The sequence below is a fragment of the Verminephrobacter aporrectodeae subsp. tuberculatae genome (assembly GCF_026127385.1).
Lineage (GTDB): Bacteria > Pseudomonadota > Gammaproteobacteria > Burkholderiales > Burkholderiaceae_C > Acidovorax > Acidovorax aporrectodeae.
Genome location: NZ_QZCX01000001.1, coordinates 1,626,954 through 1,642,831, shown reverse-complemented (window position 1 = coordinate 1,642,831; position 15,878 = coordinate 1,626,954). Strand labels below are relative to the sequence as shown.

At 66.6% G+C, this 15,878-nt stretch carries 15 protein-coding genes and 1 tRNA gene; 4 read left to right on the top strand and 12 right to left on the bottom strand.

The features are described from left to right. Positions 1-8: 8 nt before the first annotated feature. From D5041_RS06930 to D5041_RS06910, 5 genes are all read right to left on the bottom strand, one after another. Positions 9-1,103 carry a zinc-binding metallopeptidase family protein gene (locus D5041_RS06930; protein ID WP_265284175.1) on the bottom strand — a complete coding sequence of 365 codons (1,095 nt, stop codon included), beginning with the start codon at positions 1,101-1,103 and terminating at the stop codon, positions 9-11. A 103-nt stretch (positions 1,104-1,206) separates the two neighbouring features. After that, positions 1,207-2,418 (bottom strand): M48 family metallopeptidase, encoded by a 1,212-nt coding sequence (locus tag D5041_RS06925; protein WP_265284174.1) that lies wholly within the window; start codon positions 2,416-2,418, stop codon positions 1,207-1,209. Beyond that, positions 2,418-3,659 (bottom strand): YjgN family protein, encoded by a 1,242-nt coding sequence (locus D5041_RS06920; RefSeq protein WP_265284173.1) that lies wholly within the window; start codon positions 3,657-3,659, stop codon positions 2,418-2,420. Before D5041_RS06920 ends, D5041_RS06925 begins: the two co-directional genes overlap by 1 nt. 333 nt (positions 3,660-3,992) lie before the next feature. After that, positions 3,993-4,823, bottom strand: a complete 831-nt coding sequence (locus D5041_RS06915) for a Fic family protein (RefSeq protein WP_236610617.1) — start codon at positions 4,821-4,823, stop codon at positions 3,993-3,995. After that, positions 4,783-5,136 carry a DUF6444 domain-containing protein gene (locus D5041_RS06910; RefSeq protein ID WP_138927772.1) on the bottom strand — a complete coding sequence of 118 codons (354 nt, stop codon included), beginning with the start codon at positions 5,134-5,136 and terminating at the stop codon, positions 4,783-4,785. The genes D5041_RS06915 and D5041_RS06910 overlap by 41 nt, the downstream gene beginning before the upstream one ends. 65 nt (positions 5,137-5,201) lie before the next feature. Here D5041_RS06910 and D5041_RS06905 point away from each other — a divergent pair, with 65 nt between their 5' ends. The 4 genes from D5041_RS06905 (at position 5,202) to D5041_RS06890 (ending at position 8,789) form a co-directional block, all read left to right on the top strand. Continuing rightward, positions 5,202-5,789, top strand: a complete 588-nt coding sequence (locus tag D5041_RS06905; protein ID WP_010100501.1) for a 3'-5' exonuclease — start codon at positions 5,202-5,204, stop codon at positions 5,787-5,789. A 127-nt stretch (positions 5,790-5,916) separates the two neighbouring features. Continuing rightward, positions 5,917-6,846: a polyprenyl synthetase family protein gene (locus D5041_RS06900; protein WP_265284398.1), complete on the top strand. Its 930-nt coding sequence runs from the start codon at positions 5,917-5,919 to the stop codon at positions 6,844-6,846. Between the two features lie 44 nt (positions 6,847-6,890). Continuing rightward, a tRNA-Pro gene (locus D5041_RS06895) sits at positions 6,891-6,967 on the top strand. A gap of 436 nt (positions 6,968-7,403) precedes the next feature. Continuing rightward, positions 7,404-8,789, top strand: coding sequence for a Fic family protein (locus tag D5041_RS06890; RefSeq protein WP_265284172.1), 1,386 nt, complete (start codon positions 7,404-7,406; stop codon positions 8,787-8,789). Positions 8,790-8,897: 108 nt separating this feature from the next. Here D5041_RS06890 and D5041_RS06885 read toward each other — a convergent pair whose 3' ends face one another. Genes D5041_RS06885 through D5041_RS06855 form a run of 7 tightly spaced genes read right to left on the bottom strand, consistent with a single transcriptional unit; the run spans position 8,898 to position 15,862 of the window. Next, positions 8,898-9,872: a sugar kinase gene (locus D5041_RS06885; RefSeq protein ID WP_265284171.1), complete on the bottom strand. Its 975-nt coding sequence runs from the start codon at positions 9,870-9,872 to the stop codon at positions 8,898-8,900. After that, complete coding sequence (locus D5041_RS06880; RefSeq protein WP_265284170.1) at positions 9,869-11,389, bottom strand: mannitol dehydrogenase family protein; 1,521 nt, start codon at positions 11,387-11,389, stop codon at positions 9,869-9,871. Before D5041_RS06880 ends, D5041_RS06885 begins: the two co-directional genes overlap by 4 nt. Positions 11,390-11,403: 14 nt before the next feature. Continuing rightward, on the bottom strand, positions 11,404-12,615 hold the full coding sequence (manD, locus tag D5041_RS06875; protein WP_265284169.1) for a D-mannonate dehydratase ManD: 1,212 nt from the start codon (positions 12,613-12,615) through the stop codon (positions 11,404-11,406). A 39-nt stretch (positions 12,616-12,654) separates the two neighbouring features. Continuing rightward, positions 12,655-13,440, bottom strand: a complete 786-nt coding sequence (locus tag D5041_RS06870) for an amino acid ABC transporter ATP-binding protein (protein ID WP_265284168.1) — start codon at positions 13,438-13,440, stop codon at positions 12,655-12,657. Then, the gene (locus D5041_RS06865) at positions 13,437-14,096 is read right to left on the bottom strand and encodes an amino acid ABC transporter permease (protein ID WP_010103357.1); all 660 of its coding nucleotides are present in this window, start codon (positions 14,094-14,096) and stop codon (positions 13,437-13,439) included. The genes D5041_RS06870 and D5041_RS06865 overlap by 4 nt, the downstream gene beginning before the upstream one ends. A gap of 11 nt (positions 14,097-14,107) precedes the next feature. Further along, entirely contained in the window at positions 14,108-14,773 is a 666-nt protein-coding gene (locus D5041_RS06860) for an amino acid ABC transporter permease (RefSeq protein ID WP_265283156.1), read from the bottom strand. 51 nt (positions 14,774-14,824) lie between these two features. After that, positions 14,825-15,862, bottom strand: a complete 1,038-nt coding sequence (locus D5041_RS06855; protein ID WP_010103355.1) for an L-idonate 5-dehydrogenase — start codon at positions 15,860-15,862, stop codon at positions 14,825-14,827. Between the last annotated feature and the right edge of the window lie 16 nt (positions 15,863-15,878).

The following is a 15,878-nucleotide window of genomic DNA, read 5'->3' as shown; positions in this document are numbered from 1 at the left end:
GCGGCAAGTCAGCGACCGGCGTCCCGGGCCTGACGCGACACCGACACCAGATCGTGCACGAAGCGCAGCTTGTCGATGGCCCCGGATGAGAGCGCAAACGGGTAGGCGTCGCTCTGCCCCAGGCTGCGGTTCAGGCTGTTGAGCATGAGCGTGAGCGGAACCCACTGGCGCACCATGTCCAGAAAAGCCGGGCGCGGCGCGGCAAACGGGTCCGCCACCTGGTGGCGCAGCGCGGACTGGGGGGCGGGAACGGTGATCCCCACCTGGTAGCTGGCGGCCGTCTCCAGCAGATCGATCATGTGCAAATAGTGCGCCCAGGTTTCCGCCCAGTCCTCCCAGGGGTGCGCAGCGGCGTACGCGCTGACGTACTGCTCCGACCAATCGCCCGCCGCGCTGCCCTTGGCGTAGTGGGCGTCGAGCGCGGCCGCATAGTCTTGGCGCTCGTCACCGAACAGGCTGCGGAAGGCGTCGATGCACCCGCCGTCGCGCACCAGCGGACTCCAGTAGAAATGACCGGACTCGTGGCGCAGATGGCCGATCAGCGTGCGGTACGGTTCGCCCAGCGCGATGCGCCGGCACGCGCGCTCGCCATCGTCCGCTTCGGACACATTCAGCGTGATGGTTCCGTTGTTGTGCCCCGTCAGGATGGCGGGCCCCCCCGGAAGGTCCGCCAGAAATTCAAACACCGGGCCCGAGCGCCCCGGCGCAGGCTCCAGCCCCAGGCAGGCCAGGGTGTAGAACAACTGGCGCTTGGCCGCCTCGATCTGCTTGCAGCGGCCCAGGTTGGCTGCATCCGAGAGGTCCGGCAGCACGCGGGTCTGGCGGCAGGACGCGCACAGGACCGCAGGGTCGTCGGCAGGAACGGCAAAGTTGCAGGCTTGTTCGGTCTGGTTGCAGCACATGCGGTACCGGCGCCCGCCGTCCGGGAGAGCGCCGCCCCCGCCCAGGCGTCGCCACAGGCCCGGACCGTCCCGGAACGCCGGCGCCAGAGCCGCCATGGTCAGCGCATCCGGCAGAAACGCCAGCGCGCTGCCGCAGTGCAGGCACTGCACGCTGTCAAAGAAAACCAGGTGGGCGCAATGCCCGCAATTGAATACCCGCATGCCGTAGAGCTTAAGGCAAGGCCAAGCCGAAATCGCGCGGACTTCCATGCGCGCTGGTGGCAAGCGTTGGCGCGGGGGGCAGCAGCACGTCGAAACTGCGCAGTCAGTCCCCGGGACAGTGCGGAGCCTGCCCCCGTTCCAACTCCGTTGCGCGCTGCACGGTGTCGGGGTGGCTGTTCAGCAGGGACCAGACCGGGTGCGCTGCAGATTCCTGTCCGGCCCTGCGTTTGGTTTTGTGCGCGCCGGACGGAGGCGAGGCACCCGTGCTGACCGGATCCTCGTCCTCCTCGTCGTCATCGTCATCGTCCTGCGCAATGGCCAGCAGCAATTGGGCCATGGGCCTCGTCGGCAAGGCCGCTTGGCCCATCAGGGCGATGGCGTAGCAGTCGGCCTCGCGTTCATGGCTGCGGCTGTAGGCCAGTCCGGTGAGCAGTGATGCGCTGGTCGAGAGCACGCCGGAAACATCGCCCAGCGCCAGCTCCATTCCCATGTAGAGCACGCCCTGTTGCACCAGCATGCGGGTGGTGTGGCGCTGCACTGCATGGCCGATCTCGTGGGCCAACACGCCGAGCAGCGCGTTGTCGTCCAGACCATGGGTGGCTGCGACCCGGACCATGTCGTCGGTCATCAGCACCTTGCCGCCAGGCAAGGCGAATGCGTTTGCGCCCAGGCCGGAGCGAAACTCCAACGCCAGCTGCGGTCGGTATCCGGGGTAGCGCTGCGGGCCGGACAGGCTGTGCTGCACCAGTGCATCGAAGCGCGAGCGCAGCTGCGCCTGCCGCTCCTGCGGGAGCTTGCTGGCTTTGAGCAGGTCGTGATCGAGCTGCTGCAGGACGTTTTCGGCCACGCGCTGCTCCCAGGCCAAGGGCACGAAACGCGTGATCTGCGTAGCCGCCCAGGGCGTGCCGTAACGGTAGAACAGCGCCAGGCCAATGGCCACCACGGCGGCCACGCCCAGCAACCAGCGCCAGCGGGTTTGCATGCGCTGCACGATGTCGGGGCGCTGGCCGCAGGCAGCCAACGCAGCACGCCATTGGCTGACCGCATCGATCTCCAGGCTGCCCCGCTCGCGCAGGTCGACCACCACGCACTGTGGCGGGCGGCGCTCGTCCCAGACTTCGGGCCAACCGACCTCGGCAAAGCCCAGGACGCTCGGCGCAGCGTCTGCCGGTGACAGCGGATGCAGCACCAGCGCAGGCCCCCGGGGCGTGGCCTGCAGGCCCACCTGCACCGGCCGGGCCTGGCTGCTCAGGCCGTCAAACCAGCGCCCTGGCAGCAGGGCCCCGGTAAGGGATTCGACAGCGGGGGGATGCATCAGCCAAACAGCTCCAGGCCCGCCGCGTCGGCGAGCGCATCGCCAAGACCGCCTGGCTGCTGGCGCAGCATCGCGTCGGCCACCTGTTCCACGTGGCCCTGGACGTGCATGCTCACCGATTCCAGCTTCATGCGGTATTCGCTGACGCGCGCAAACGGGCGGTAGAACCCCAGCGTGAGCAGGGCCAGCAGGGTGTTTTTGATGCGCAGCAGGATGTAGCGGACCATGGACAGCCGGCATTGGAAGCGCGCCACCCGGCCCAAGCCGATGTTGTTCCACATGATCTGGAACATGCGTGCATCCCGGTACGCGCGCGCCGGTACCGTTGCCAGAATCACTGCCAGGATGCTGATCCCGACGAAGAGCATCGTGGCCGCCGCGGACCACCCGGGGGAAAGCGATTCGAGCGAACGGGGCCATTCCATCGTCTTCGCCCGCTCCGAGAACAATGCAAGCGATACGAGCAATACGAGGAGGCTCACCAAGCCCAGCACGAGCATTGCCGCTGCGACCAACCAGACTTTCGCGAAGTCCATGTACCCCAGCTTCCAGCGACCGCGCTCAGCGCCCAACTGGGCCCTGAGCACCAGCAGGCGCTTGTAGTTGTAGTCGGTGCCGGTGTAGCACAGCGCCGCCACCACCAGACCCAGACCCAGCAGCCCCCTTATGGCAGACGTCGAGGTAATGTTGGTCTCGGACAGATCGGGCGACAGCACCAGCAGGCCCGCGACCACGCTCCAGCACACCAAGGGCAGCACAAACAAGGGCCAGCTGGCAAGATAGACCTCGCGCCAACTGGCGACAAATTGCCAGCGCAGGCCGCGCCAGCGTGTGGCGTTCAGCCGAAAGCGCATGGCAGTGCCCCAGATAAAGGGCGCCAGCGCCGCACCCGCCAGAAAAAACAGCAGCACAACCAAGGCCTGCCCGGTGCTCGATGCAATGCCGTAGGTCAGGTAGAGCAGGATCAGCAGCACAAAGCCGAGCACCATCTTGCGCAACGACCCGGTGAATTCCAGGGGGCTGCCGGCCACCAGGGTGTGGTTGTAGAAATACTGCGCCGTGCGGCGCCGGGCCCAGGGCGTGTAGATGCCCAGCGTCATGCACTGCAATAACAGGTTGACGATCCACACCCGGAAATACCCGCCCCCGCTGCCAATGAACTCCAGCGAATAGGTGTCGATGTCCTGTGGCGGAAAACTTCGCAGCGGCTGCGCCGCGTCGTCGGATGGATTCTGGTTCATGGGCCTTTCCCCCTCCCTTGGGGCCGCGCAGTGTAACAGCGGCATGCGGCCAGAAAATTTTTTCCGCCGCGCGGGCGCGCATCCGGCAGGCCAGCGCTGCGGGCGAGCCGTACCAGGGAAGCGCACCGCCCCGCTCAGGGGCCGCTTGCAGGGCGGAGCCGACGCGCTGCTTGCCGCGGCCGCAGCGGGCCCAGCCCGGAGGCTCATGCGGCGCATTGAAACGCGCCGTAGCGGTCATTCCCAGCCTGTCCGCGACCCAGCGCAAATACGCCGGCTGCGAATCGGGCAGCACCAGGGGTGGACGCAGGCCCTGCTTATTGCACCAATCGCCCCTCAAGGTGAACCGTCGTGATCGTCGCCAGCGCGTTCGTCCAGCAATGGATCTGGCTTGCATCCAATCACGACTTCAAGGTAAGTACCCAGCGACCGAGCAATACCCTCGGCCACCATTTGAGTAATATCTTCGTAATCCCTTGTTGCGCACGCCTTATCCAATGCGTTGTAATACGCGAGGCGATCTTCTTTTCTGATGATGACCGGAGGGAATCCCTCGCGCATCAACTCGAAGTTGAGCAGGAGCCTTCCCGTCCTCCCATTCCCGTCGAGGAATGGATGAATTCCTACGAATCTCGTATGCAGCTGGGCGGCTCGCTCAATGGGGTGAAGTGATTGGCCGTCCGCGCCGTACCATGCCATGAGGTCGGCCATCACTTCCGGCAATCGGACATGATCGGGCGGGATCGTGCTGGATCCAGTAATGACAACATTTTCCCGGCGATAGCGGCCCGCCTCGTTTGAGGCTATGTTTCGCAGAACAAGCTGGTGGATGTTTCTGATGTTCCATTCATTGATGTCCGCAGATTTTCCAACCAAGTCCTCCACGAATTGAATTGCCTCTTGGTGGTTGATTGCCTCGAAGTGCTCACGAAGGGTTTTGCCTCCAACCGTAATGCCTTCAAGAACCACCTTCGTTTCGCGAAGCGTGAGAGTATTTCCCTCGATGGCGTTGGAGTGATATGTCCATTCCAATGCGAGCTTCTCACGAAGCGAAGCCGCCGTGACCGCTGGAAGCGGTCGGCAGTCATCCAGTTCTGCCTTGCGCTGATCGAGGGCGCTGAAAATATCATGCAATTCCATCATGCGCTCCTGGAAAAACCGGGACATATCCTGCTGCTTGAATGAAACGCCAAACGTCATCCTTGTAAGCATGGGTGACGACCATATCGGGCTCGGCCACTTGGCACAGGGTATGACCCTTGTGGCCCTTGTGCCCCCCGACCGGCCGTTGCCCGGCTTTGCGCAATGACTTGGGTTGGGGCTTGTTGAGCCCATCGCTCGAGGGTGGCTTGCTGGAGTTGCGGCTGTCCAGATTGAGCCGCGCTTGCAGTTCGTTGATCTGCACCATCGCCCATAGATCCAGAACCAGTGCATCCCTCCGGGTCGAACCAAGTGTGCTGAGGTCGGGTAGCTGTTGCATCAAGTTGCGGATTATGGCTTACGGCGAGGGGGCTGAGTAGTTACAAGAACTTCAGCTTCAAAAGCGTGGGTATTCAGGCGCAGGGACGCACCACCATTCTCAAAATCAATTACCGCAACACCCGGCAAATCCTGGAAACCGCCTACCGCATGGCCGGCCACTTGCTCACCGCCGAAGACTGCGACGACGACGGCATCCCGTTGGTCAAACCCGTCAGTTGCGGCCGCGACGGCCCCGAGCCCCTGATCATCGATCTGCCCACCCTGCCCGGGCAGGCCGCGCGCATTGCCCAGTCGCTCGAAGACGCACATGCGGACGGCTTTGCCTGGGGGGATATGGCTGTTTTGTGCCGCGACATCGATACCTGCGCGTTGTGCGCCCAAGCGCTGGCCCGGCGCAAGCTGCCGCTGGAAAACCGCCGGCGCCCGGGTGACTACCACCCGCTGGCCGACACCATCAAGGTGCTGACCATACAGGCCAGCAAGGGGCTGGAGTTTCCGGTGGTGGCGATCCCGGGAATCGAGCGCCTCACGGGTCCGGACTGCGCCACGCCGGAGGATGCGGCCCAACAGGCGCGGGTCTTGTATGTCGCGCTCACCCGGGCAACGCACAGGCTGGTATTGGGGGTGGGGGTGGGGTCGGAGCGCGGCTGAAGGCCATGCAGGGCCGGCGCAGTGTCCCGGAAAGGACTTCCTATAATTCGGGCACTCTCCGTGCCCCCACATCTTGACCCACCATACCGCCCCCGCAGCATTTCCTCTCCAGCTCGTTGCGCAAGACATGCACGAGGTCGACGAGATCATCGGTCGGCGCTTGGCGTCGAGCGTACCGCTGGTGGCCCGGATATCGCAGCACATCATCGCCGCAGGCGGCAAGCGCCTGCGGCCGGCTCTGCTGCTCATGGTCTGCGGCGCGCTTGGTTATGGGGGGCCGCACCGCTGCAGCCTGGCGGCCGTGGTCGAGTTGATCCATACCGCCACCCTGCTGCACGACGATGTCGTGGACGCGTCCACATTGCGGCGCGGCCGACCCACGGCGAACGAGACCTTTGGCAATCCGGCCAGCGTGCTGGTCGGCGACTTCCTGCACACGCGGTCCTTCCAGATGATGGTCGAGGCGGGAAGCATGCGCATCATGGAAATCCTCTCCGAGGCCACGAACGTGATTGCCGAGGGCGAAGTGCTCCAGCTGATGAGCATGCACGATGCGTCGCTCGACGAAGCGGGCTACCTGCGCGTCATCCGCTCCAAGACCGCGAAACTCTTTGAAGCCAGCGCCCGCCTCGGGGCCGTGCTGGCGCAAAGCGGACCCGAAATCGAAGACGCCTGCGCGGCGTATGGACAGGCCTTGGGCACCGCCTTCCAGATCATCGACGACGTTCTGGACTACGACGGCGATACCGCGGAGATGGGCAAGAATCTGGGCGACGATCTGCGCGAGGGCAAATCCACGCTCCCGTTGATCGCCGCCATGGAGCGGGGCTCACCGGGCCAGGCGCTGATCGTGCGGCAGGCGATTGAACAAGGCTCGACGGAGCGCTTGGCGGAGATCGTGGGAATCGTCCGGACCACGGGCGCGCTCGAGGTCACGCGCGCGGCAGCCTTCTCCGAGGCCCGCAGGGCCATGGCCGCCGCGGAGCAGCTGCCGCCGAATGCCCATTCCAAGGCTCTGCTAGAATTGGCCGCGCAGTTGCTGACGCGACGCACGTGACGCCCCCGGGCGAATGCGGGCCTCACATCACACATCAGCGTTTTCGGGGTGTAGCTTAGCCTGGTAGAGCGCTACGTTCGGGACGTAGAGGCCGGAGGTTCGAATCCTCTCACCCCGACCAAATTTACCTTGTAATTTCCAAGGACTTGCAGAAGCTGCGGACTCCGCAGCTTTCGTGTTTTCGGGGGATTCTGTTCCAAATCAACAGGGTCAGCTGGCACAGACACCCCGGAAAATAAACGGCGGCGCTCCGGGAATCTCATCATCAACTGAAGATTCCGATAGCAGACCAGCACCAACCACAGCCGCTTGCCGAGTCATCGGCAAGCCCGCCAGCAGGCCAAACTTCGGGCATTGAACGCGGGTGCATGAACTGCCCTGCCTTGCCGCCGAGTCCAGCGCGGAGATGCCGCAACCGGGCTTGGCATAGCTGTTGCGCCAAGCGCTTCCCCACTCCACAATCGGCTCGAATGATTTAGTATCAGCTCAGAAATCGAGCCGAAAAGGCTGAATTGGCTCGGATACGATAGAATCAGCTCAGACTATCGAGCCGATTCATGCCATACGAAGACCGTCTGACATCCGATGCAATGCTGCGAGCCATCGCCATCCTGGCGTCTGCGGGGCAGGAACTGGTCTCCTCAACCCAGCTGGTCGAAGTCACCCGCTCAAGCCTGCCTGCCGTCAAGCGCATGCTGTCCAAGCTGGTGGAGGAAGGGCGCGTCGAGGTCACCGGCAAAGCTCGCGCGACTCGGTATCGACTGCTGGTAGCGGCCGCACCTGTTCCGACTGCCACCCCTGCCACTGCGCCACCTGCCGAGGCAGTTGCAAGCCGCGCGGTGCCGACCTGGCGCACTGCGAGCTTGGAGCTCAGGCAGCAGCTGACATTGCCGCTGGCGGCGCGCGTGCCGGTCACGTACCGGCGTGAATTCGTTGACAGCTACCAGCCCAACGAGACCTTCCTGCTGCCGCAAGAACTCGCCGAAGAATTGGCTGAGCTCGGTCGCCTTCCGGGGCAGCTGCCAGCGGGCACCTACGCCCGCAAGGTTCTCGAGCAACTGCTCATCGACCTGTCGTGGTCGTCATCCCATCTCGAAGGCAACCGCTACACGTTGTTGGACACCGAGGAGCTCTTCAAGAGCGGCGCGGCGGCCACGGACAGTGATGCGGTCATGCTGCTCAATCACAAGGCAGCCATCGAATTTCTTGTGGATGCCGTTCCGACCCAAGGCCTCATCTCCGGACTTGTTCGCAACCTGCACGCAGTGCTGATGCAGGACCTGCTCGCGGAGGTCGGAGCACTTGGTGCCATCCGCGAAAAGGTGGTCAACATCAGCGGCACCACCTACGTCCCAACCCAGGTTCCGGCGGTGCTGCAGGAGATGTTCGAACGCATCATCTCGACGGCCCAGCACATCAAGAACCCGATGGAGGCAGCATTCTTCCTCTGGGTCAACCTCGCGTATCTGCAACCCTTCGAGGATGGCAACAAGCGGGTGAGTCGGCTCGCGGCCAACGTCCCGCTGATGCTATACAACCAGGCTCCGCTGTCGTTCCTTGATGTCGACCGCGAGGACTACGCGCTGGCCATGATGGGTGTCCATGAGTGCTGCGACGTCTCCATGGCTGTGGACCTTTTCGATTGGACGTATCGGCGGTCCCAGGCCAAGTACAAAGTTGTGCTGGAGTCCATGGGCTCGCCGGACCCCTTCCGCGTCCACTACAGGCAAGCGCTGAACGAAGCAGTGGGTTTGGTAGTTCGAAGCCGCAGGCCTGTAGCACAAGCGCTGGCCGGCTTGGGTCTGCCCGCCGACGATGCAACGAAGTTCGAGCAGTTGCTTGCCCAGGAACTGAAAGCGCTCGCTATCTTCAACTGCGCTCGCTACCGGTTGGGCATCAAGGAAACGCAGGCCTGGATTGATGAAGGTCGGCCTCAGGGGTAACCGTTCCCTGGTCACAAATCTTTCGTTCAAGGTAACTGCCCAGTCCAATAGCCAACGCGGTCGCATCCAGCAGAGCAAGGCCGCCAACCTGATCGGTCGGCTACGCGATTACAGCGATGACGTTTGGCGTTTCATGACGGACCCGAGCTGGTGCCTGTAAGGCAGGCCCTCCATATCGCCCCGCACCTGGATCGCCTGCGCGCCGATCCAGTTCGCGCGCTCCAGCGCTGCGGGCCAGGCGAGGCCCTCCAGTTGGGCGCTGATGAGCCCGGCGGCAAAGCCGTCCCCCGCGCCCACCGTGTCCACCACCTTGGGGACTTTGACGCCGGCCACGTGACCGGCCTCGCCCGCGCGCGTCTCGTAGTACGCGCCTTCGGCGCCGAGCTTGATCACGACCACCTGCGCGCCCTGGTCGAGGTAGTGCGCGGCAATGTCTTCGGGGCTGTCGCGCCCGGTCAGCAAGCGCCCCTCGGCAATGCCCGGCATGACCCAGCTGGCCGTGCGCGCCAGGCGGTTGATTCCGGCGATCATCTGCGCCTGCGAGGCCCACAGGCTGGGGCGCAGGTTCGGGTCGAAGGACACGCTGCGCCCGGCCGCGCGCGCGCGCTGCATGCTGTGTTCGCAATACTCGAAGGTGTTCGGCGCGAGCGCGGCAAAGATTCCGGTCGCATGCAGGTGGCGCGCCGAGAGCAGGTAGGACTCGTCGAGCTGCGCGACCTGCATGGCGCTGGCCGCCGACCCCTTGCGGTAGTACTCGACCTGGGGGTCCGCGCCATCCGGGCTCAGGGTCTTGAGCATGAATCCGGTGGGCCGCGCGGGGTCGATCACGAGCTGCGAGCAGTCCACGCCCTCGCCGGCCACCGTGCGCTGCACGAAGTCGCCAAAGGAGTCGGCGCCGAGCCGGCTGATCCAGCCGACGCGCAGGCCGAGGCGGGACAGGCCAATCGCGACGTTCGTCTCGGCGCCCGCGAGCCGTTTGGTGAAATGCCGTACCTCGGCCAGCGGGGCGGGCTGCTCGGCGGCGAACAGCGCCATCGATTCGCCGAGCGTGACCACGTCGAGTGGGGGGAGCTTGGTGTTCATTCCAGGGTCTCCAGCGTGCGCACGACGCCGTGCCCGCGCAGGGCGTGCAGCTGCGCGGCGACGGCGCGTACAAAGGCTTGGTTGTGCTGCAGGTCGCTGCCGAACACCGGCGCCAGGCCGGCGAACGCCTGCACCCAGTCCCGTGCGGCCTGCGCGGGGTCGCCGCCCGTATCGGCGGCGGCGTCGGCGAGCGCCTGCTGCTGCGCCAGCGCGTCGGCGAGCGGGTCGTGGATGGCGTAGCCCTGGCCGTGTTCGTCGCGGCCGCGCAGGTGCTGTAGCCAGGCGGCCACGGCGAGCGCGAGCAGCCCGATCGGCGCCCCTGCGGCGAGCCGCTCGCGCACCGTGGCGAGCAGGCGCTGCGGCAGTTTCTGCGAGCCGTCCATGGCGATCTGCGCCGTGCGGTGCGCGAGCGCGGGGTTGGCGAAGCGCTCCAACAGGCGCGCGCGGTAGGCGGCGACGTCCAGGCCGGCGAGCGCGGGCAGCGTGGGCTCGATCTCCTCGTGCATCAGGCGCCCGAGGTAGCGGCGCAGGGCCGGCTGCGCGAGCGCGCGGTCCACCGTTTCGATCCCGGCGAGCAACGCCAGGTAGGCGAGCGCCGAATGCGTTCCGTTGACCATGCGCAGCTTGAGCGTCTCGAACGGCTGCACCTCCTGCACGAAGCGCGCGCCGCTGCGCTCCCAGGCCGGTCGGTTGGCGACGAAGGCGTCCTCGAGCACCCAGTCCAGAAAGCGCTCGCCGAGCACCGGCCAGGCGTCCTGCGCGCCCAGCGCCGCGTGCACCAGCGCGCGGTCCTCGTCGGTGGTGCGCGGCACGATACGGTCCACCATGGAGCAGGGAAAGCTGCAGCGCGCGGCGATCCAGTCGGCCAGCGCGCCGTCCACGCGCGCGGCAAAGTCCAGCACCAGGCCGCGCAGCAGCTGGCCGTTGGCCGGCAGGTTGTCCAGCGAGAGCAGCGTCACCGGCGCCAGGCCCTGCCGCTGGCGTTCGCGCAGGCCGGCGACGATGAAGCCCAGCGCGCTGCGCGGTCGATCGAGCGCGGCCAGGTCGTGCTGCACGTCCGGGTGCTGCGTCTGCAAGGCGCCGCTGGCCGGGTCGTGGCAGTAGCCTTTTTCGGTCACGGTCAGGCTGACGATGCGCGTGTCGGGGTGGGCGATCAGCGCGACCACGGCCGCCGGGTCCTCGGGCGCGACGAGCAGCTCGCGCAGGCAGCCGATGAGTTGCAGCGCCATGCGCGGCGCGCCGGTCGGGTCCAGATCGCGCAGCGCCAGCGTGTAGAGACCGCGCTGCGGCGCGAGCGCGTCGCGCGTGTCCGGGCTGCGCAGCGACACGCCGGCGATTCCCCAGCACAGGTCGCCGCTGGCCTGCAGCGCGGCCTCGTTCACGGCCGCCAAGTGCGCGCGCGCGAAGGCGCCCAGGCCCAGGTGCACGATGCCGGTTTTCAGCGCCGTGCGGTCGTAGCCGGGGCACACCACCCCGGCCGGCAACCGGACCAGGGTGTGGGGCGAGAGGCGTTCCATCGCGGCGCGCCCTGCTACCAGCTGTGCAGCGTGCCGTCGTGCTGCAGGCGGTTCACCGGCAGATAGGCGCGCTGATAGGGGTATTTGGCGGCCAGCGCCTCGTCGATCTCGACGCCGTGGCCGGGCGTCTCGCCGGGGTAGAGCATGCCGTCCGCGAAGTGGTAGCTGTGCGGGAACACGGCGTCGGTCTCCTCGGTGTGGCGCATGTATTCCTGGATGCCGAAGTTGGGCACCCAGATGTCGAAATGCAGCGCCGCGCCCATGCACGCCGGCGACAGGTCGGTGGCGCCATGGCAGCCGGTGCGCACCTGGTAGAGCGCGGCCAGGTCGGCGATGCGCCGCAGGTGCGTGATTCCGCCCGCGTGGACCACGGTGCTGCGGATGTAGTCGATGAGCTGGTTCTCGATCAGCTCCTTGCAGTCCCAGATGGTGTTGAAGACCTCGCCGACGGCCAGCGGCGTGGTCGTGTGCTGGCGGATCAGGCGAAACGCCTGCTGGTTTTCGGCCGGCGTCGCGTCCTCCATCCAGAACAGCTGGAAGGGTTCCAGCGCCTTGCCCAGCCGCCCGGCCTCGATCGGCGTGAGGCGGTGGTGCACGTCGTGCAGCAGGTGGTGTTCAAAGCCGAGCTTTTCGCGGATGCGCTCGAACAGCCGCGGCGTGTGGCGCAGGTATTTCTCGCTCGACCAGTCGTGCTCGGACGGCAGGTCGGCGTCGGCCGGCTCGTAGAACAGCGTGCCCTTGCCGACGCCGTAGACCTTCTCCAGGCCCGGCACCCCGCTTTGCGCGCGGATCGCCTTGTAGCCGGCCTCGGCGTAGCGCAGCACCTCGTCGAGCGTGTGCTCGATGCCGCTGCCGTTGGCGTGGCCGTAGACCATCACGCCGGTGCGGCTCTTGCCGCCGAGCAGCTGGTACAGCGGCAGTCCCGCGGCCTTGGCCTTGATGTCCCACAGCGCCGTGTCCACGGCCGCGATGGCCGACATGGTGACCGGGCCGCGGCGCCAGTACGCGCCCTTGTACAGGTACTGCCAGATGTCCTCGATCTGCTGCGCGTCGCGCCCGATCAGGCAGGGCACGACATGCTCGCTGAGGTACGCGGCGACCGCCAGCTCGCGGCCGTTGAGGGTGGCGTCACCGATCCCCGTGAGGCCCTGGTCGGTCTCGATCTTGAGGGTGACGAAGTTGCGGCCGGGGCTGCAAACGATGACGCGGGCGTTGGTGATTTTCATGGCGTTGGCAAAGAGAACAAGGAAACCGGGTGCTGCATTTCATCCATTCCAGCCGAGATGCCCCAGGAAATCGCGCGTGCGCTCCACCGTGGGGTGGTCAAAGATTTGCCCGGGCGGCCCCTGCTCGATGATCGCGCCCGACTCGAACACCACCACCCAGTCGGCGACCCGGCGCGCAAAGCCCATCTCGTGCGTCACGACGATCATGGTCATGCCCTCCTGGGCGAGCTTTTGCATCACGCTCAGGACCTCGCCCACGGTCTCGGGGTCGAGCGCGGAGGTCGGCTCGTCGAACAGCATCACCTCGGGCTCCATGGCCAGCGCGCGCGCAATCGCCACGCGCTGCTGCTGGCCGCCCGAGAGGTTGGCCGGAAAATTGTCCGCCTTGGCGGCCAGGCCCACCTTGTCGAGCAGGCGCCGCGCGCGCTCGCGCGCCGCGTCCTGCGGCATGCCGAGCACGGTGACCGGGCCCATGGCCACGTTGTCCAGCGCCGACTTGTGCGGGAACAGCTCGAAGCTCTGGAACACCATGCCCATGCGCTGGCGCAGTTTGCGCATCTGGCGCTCGTCGCCCGGCAGCGGCTGGCCGTCGAGCAGCACGCGGCCGCCGTCGATCGTCTCCAGCGCATTGGTACAGCGCAGCAGCGTGGACTTGCCCGACCCCGAGGGGCCGATCAGGCACATCACCTCGCCCTTGTTCACCTGCAGCGACACGCCGTCGAGCGCGACGAAGTCCCCGTAGAGTTTGCGCACCTTGTCGTAGACCAGCACCGAGGGTTGGTCGGCGTTCTTGCGTGCCGCGTGGGGGGAGGTGCTCATGTTCATTCCCTGACTCCGTATTTGCGGTGGATCCAATCGACCAGCTTGGCCTGGGGGTAGCCCATGAGCCAGTAAATGGCGGCCATCGCGGTCAGCATTTCGAGCACGCGAAAGGTCTGGGCGCGGATCTGCATGGCGCTGTAAGCGAGCTCGCCGACGGCGATGACCGAGACCAGCGAGGTGTCCTTGAACAGCGAGACCCAGGTGCTCGCGAAAACGGGCAGGATGCGCCGCACCGCCTGCGGGATCACGACCTTGAACATCGCCTGGTGGCGCGACATGCCCATGGCCAGCGCAGCCTCCATCTGCCCTTTGCGGATCGAGTTGATTCCGGCGCGGAAGGTCTCCGCGTTGTACGCCGAGATGTTCAGCACCAGCGCCACCAGCGCGGTGAGCAGCGGCGACAGCTGCAGGCCGGTGGCCATGGGCATCACGTAGAACGCCCAGTAGATGACCAGGATCAGCGGCAGGTTGCGGAAGAACTCCACGAAACACAGCGCGGCGCGCTGCATCCAGCGGTTCGGGGCGATGCGCATCAGCGCCAGCACGATGCCGCCGGGAACGGCCAGCAGCATGGTCAACACGGTCAGGCCGACGGTCAGCGCAGCGCCGCCGAGCAGGGCCTGCCAGTGCGTCCAGATCACGGACCAATCGAATGTCATGGCATGCCCTCTCAGGAACGGCCCAGGTGCGCCAGGCGCTGGTACAGCCGGTCCACGCCGCGCGTGACGGGAAACAGGATCAGGAAGTACGCCAGCATCACGGCGGTGAACACCTCCACCGGGCGGTAGCTCTGGCCGGCCACGGTCTCGGCCCTGTGCATCAGCTCGGGCACCGCGATCACGGTGGCGATGGCCGTGTCCTTGATGGCAATCGTCAGGATCGAGCCGAAGGCCGGCAGCATGCGGATCGTCGCCTGCGGCAGCAGCACCCGGCGCAGCAGCTGCGCGCGCGACATGCCCAGCGCCAGCGCGGCCCGCGTCTGCCCCGGCCGGATGGACTCGATTCCGGCGCGCATCACCTCCGCCGCGTAGGCCGCGATATGCAGCGTGAGTGCCACCAGCGCCGCCCAGAACGGCGGGAAGGTGATGCCGGCGAGTATCGGAAAAGCGAAGTAGATCCAGATCAGCACCACGAGCACCGGGATCGCGCGCATGCTGTCGATGTAGAACACCAGCAGCGGCCGCAGCCAGCGCGGCCCGTAGAGCCTGAGCAGCGCGATCACGAGGCCGGCGAAGATGCTGGTGACCGCACTCACCGCGCTCAGCGCGAGCGTGACGCCCAGGCCCGCGGCAAAAAAGCGCCAGTTCTCGGCAATCGGCGAAAAGTCGAAGTCCATGGTGGGCGGCCCGGGTGGATGGTGGGAGTGGACGAGCGCCTGCGCTCAGGCTCAGAACGTGACCATGACCTTCATCGCCTGCTGCCGGTCCGCTGCGAGCGCAAAGGCCGCGTGCACCTGCGCCACCGGCAGCGCCTGCGTGAGCAGGGGCGAGACGTCGAGCACGCCGCGGCTCAGGTAGTCCACCGCCCAGGCGTATTCGTCGACGAAACGGAAGGTACCGACGTAGCGCAGGCTCTTGACCATGATCTGGTTCAACGGGCAGCCCTCGCTGCTGCCATGGAGCGAACCCACCTGCACCACGGTGCCGCGCGGGCGCGTCGCGCGAATGCAGTGGGCCAGCGCGGCGTAGCTGCCCGAGACCTCGAAGCACACATCGACCTGGCCCTTGCCCTCGGTCAGCGCCTCCAGCGCGGCCGCGTCGCGGGCCACGTTGATGGTCTGCGTCGCGCCCACGCGGGCGCAGGCGGCCAGGGGTTGGTCCACGATGTCCACCGCGATCGACTCCCGGGCACCGGCCAGGTGCGCAGCCATCAGGACCAGCGCGCCGATGGGTCCGGCGCCCACGACCATCACGCGCTGGCCGAGCAGCGGGCCGGCCTCGTTGACCGCGTGCAGCGCCACCGCGAGCGGCTCGCCAAAGGCCGCCATCTCGTACGAGAGCGCGTCGGGAACGGGAATGCACTGCGCGGCGTCGATCAGCACCTGCTCGCGCATCGCGCCCTGCATGTGCGGCCACTTGCTGGCGCTGCCGAAGAAGTGGACGTTGTCGCAGTGATTCGCCGCGCCGGCGCGGCAGAAGCGGCACAGGCCGCAGTTGCGCGAGGGATTCAGCGCCACGCGCTGGCCGACCCGCAGGCCCTGCACCTGCGCACCGAGCTCCAGCACCTGGCCGGAGGCCTCGTGCCCCGGGGTCAGCGGCGCGCGGATGACGAAGTCACCGACCCGGCCGTGCAGGTAGTAGTGCAGGTCGGAGCCGCAGATGCCCACCGCCCGGATCCCCACGCGCACCTGGTGCGCGGCGAGCGGCTCGGTGGGGGCTTCGGTGACGCGCAGGTCGCGCGCGCCATGGATTTCGCAATTCAGCATGGGGGCTCCTCGGGGA

Coding starts and splice junctions, on each gene's coding strand:
- D5041_RS06860 (WP_265283156.1), bottom strand. CDS start 14,773: ATGGACTTCGACTTTTCGCCGATTGCCGAGAACTGGCGCTTTTTTGCC.
- D5041_RS06920 (WP_265284173.1), bottom strand. CDS start 3,659: ATGAACCAGAATCCATCCGACGACGCGGCGCAGCCGCTGCGAAGTTTT.
- D5041_RS06930 (WP_265284175.1), bottom strand. CDS start 1,103: ATGCGGGTATTCAATTGCGGGCATTGCGCCCACCTGGTTTTCTTTGAC.
- D5041_RS06925 (WP_265284174.1), bottom strand. CDS start 2,418: ATGCATCCCCCCGCTGTCGAATCCCTTACCGGGGCCCTGCTGCCAGGG.
- D5041_RS06865 (WP_010103357.1), bottom strand. CDS start 14,096: ATGACATTCGATTGGTCCGTGATCTGGACGCACTGGCAGGCCCTGCTC.
- D5041_RS06870 (WP_265284168.1), bottom strand. CDS start 13,440: ATGAACATGAGCACCTCCCCCCACGCGGCACGCAAGAACGCCGACCAA.
- manD (WP_265284169.1), bottom strand. CDS start 12,615: ATGAAAATCACCAACGCCCGCGTCATCGTTTGCAGCCCCGGCCGCAAC.
- D5041_RS06900 (WP_265284398.1), top strand. CDS start 5,917: ATGCACGAGGTCGACGAGATCATCGGTCGGCGCTTGGCGTCGAGCGTA.
- D5041_RS06885 (WP_265284171.1), bottom strand. CDS start 9,872: ATGAACACCAAGCTCCCCCCACTCGACGTGGTCACGCTCGGCGAATCG.
- D5041_RS06890 (WP_265284172.1), top strand. CDS start 7,404: ATGCCATACGAAGACCGTCTGACATCCGATGCAATGCTGCGAGCCATC.
- D5041_RS06910 (WP_138927772.1), bottom strand. CDS start 5,136: ATGCAACAGCTACCCGACCTCAGCACACTTGGTTCGACCCGGAGGGAT.
- D5041_RS06915 (WP_236610617.1), bottom strand. CDS start 4,823: ATGTCCCGGTTTTTCCAGGAGCGCATGATGGAATTGCATGATATTTTC.
- D5041_RS06855 (WP_010103355.1), bottom strand. CDS start 15,862: ATGCTGAATTGCGAAATCCATGGCGCGCGCGACCTGCGCGTCACCGAA.
- D5041_RS06880 (WP_265284170.1), bottom strand. CDS start 11,389: ATGGAACGCCTCTCGCCCCACACCCTGGTCCGGTTGCCGGCCGGGGTG.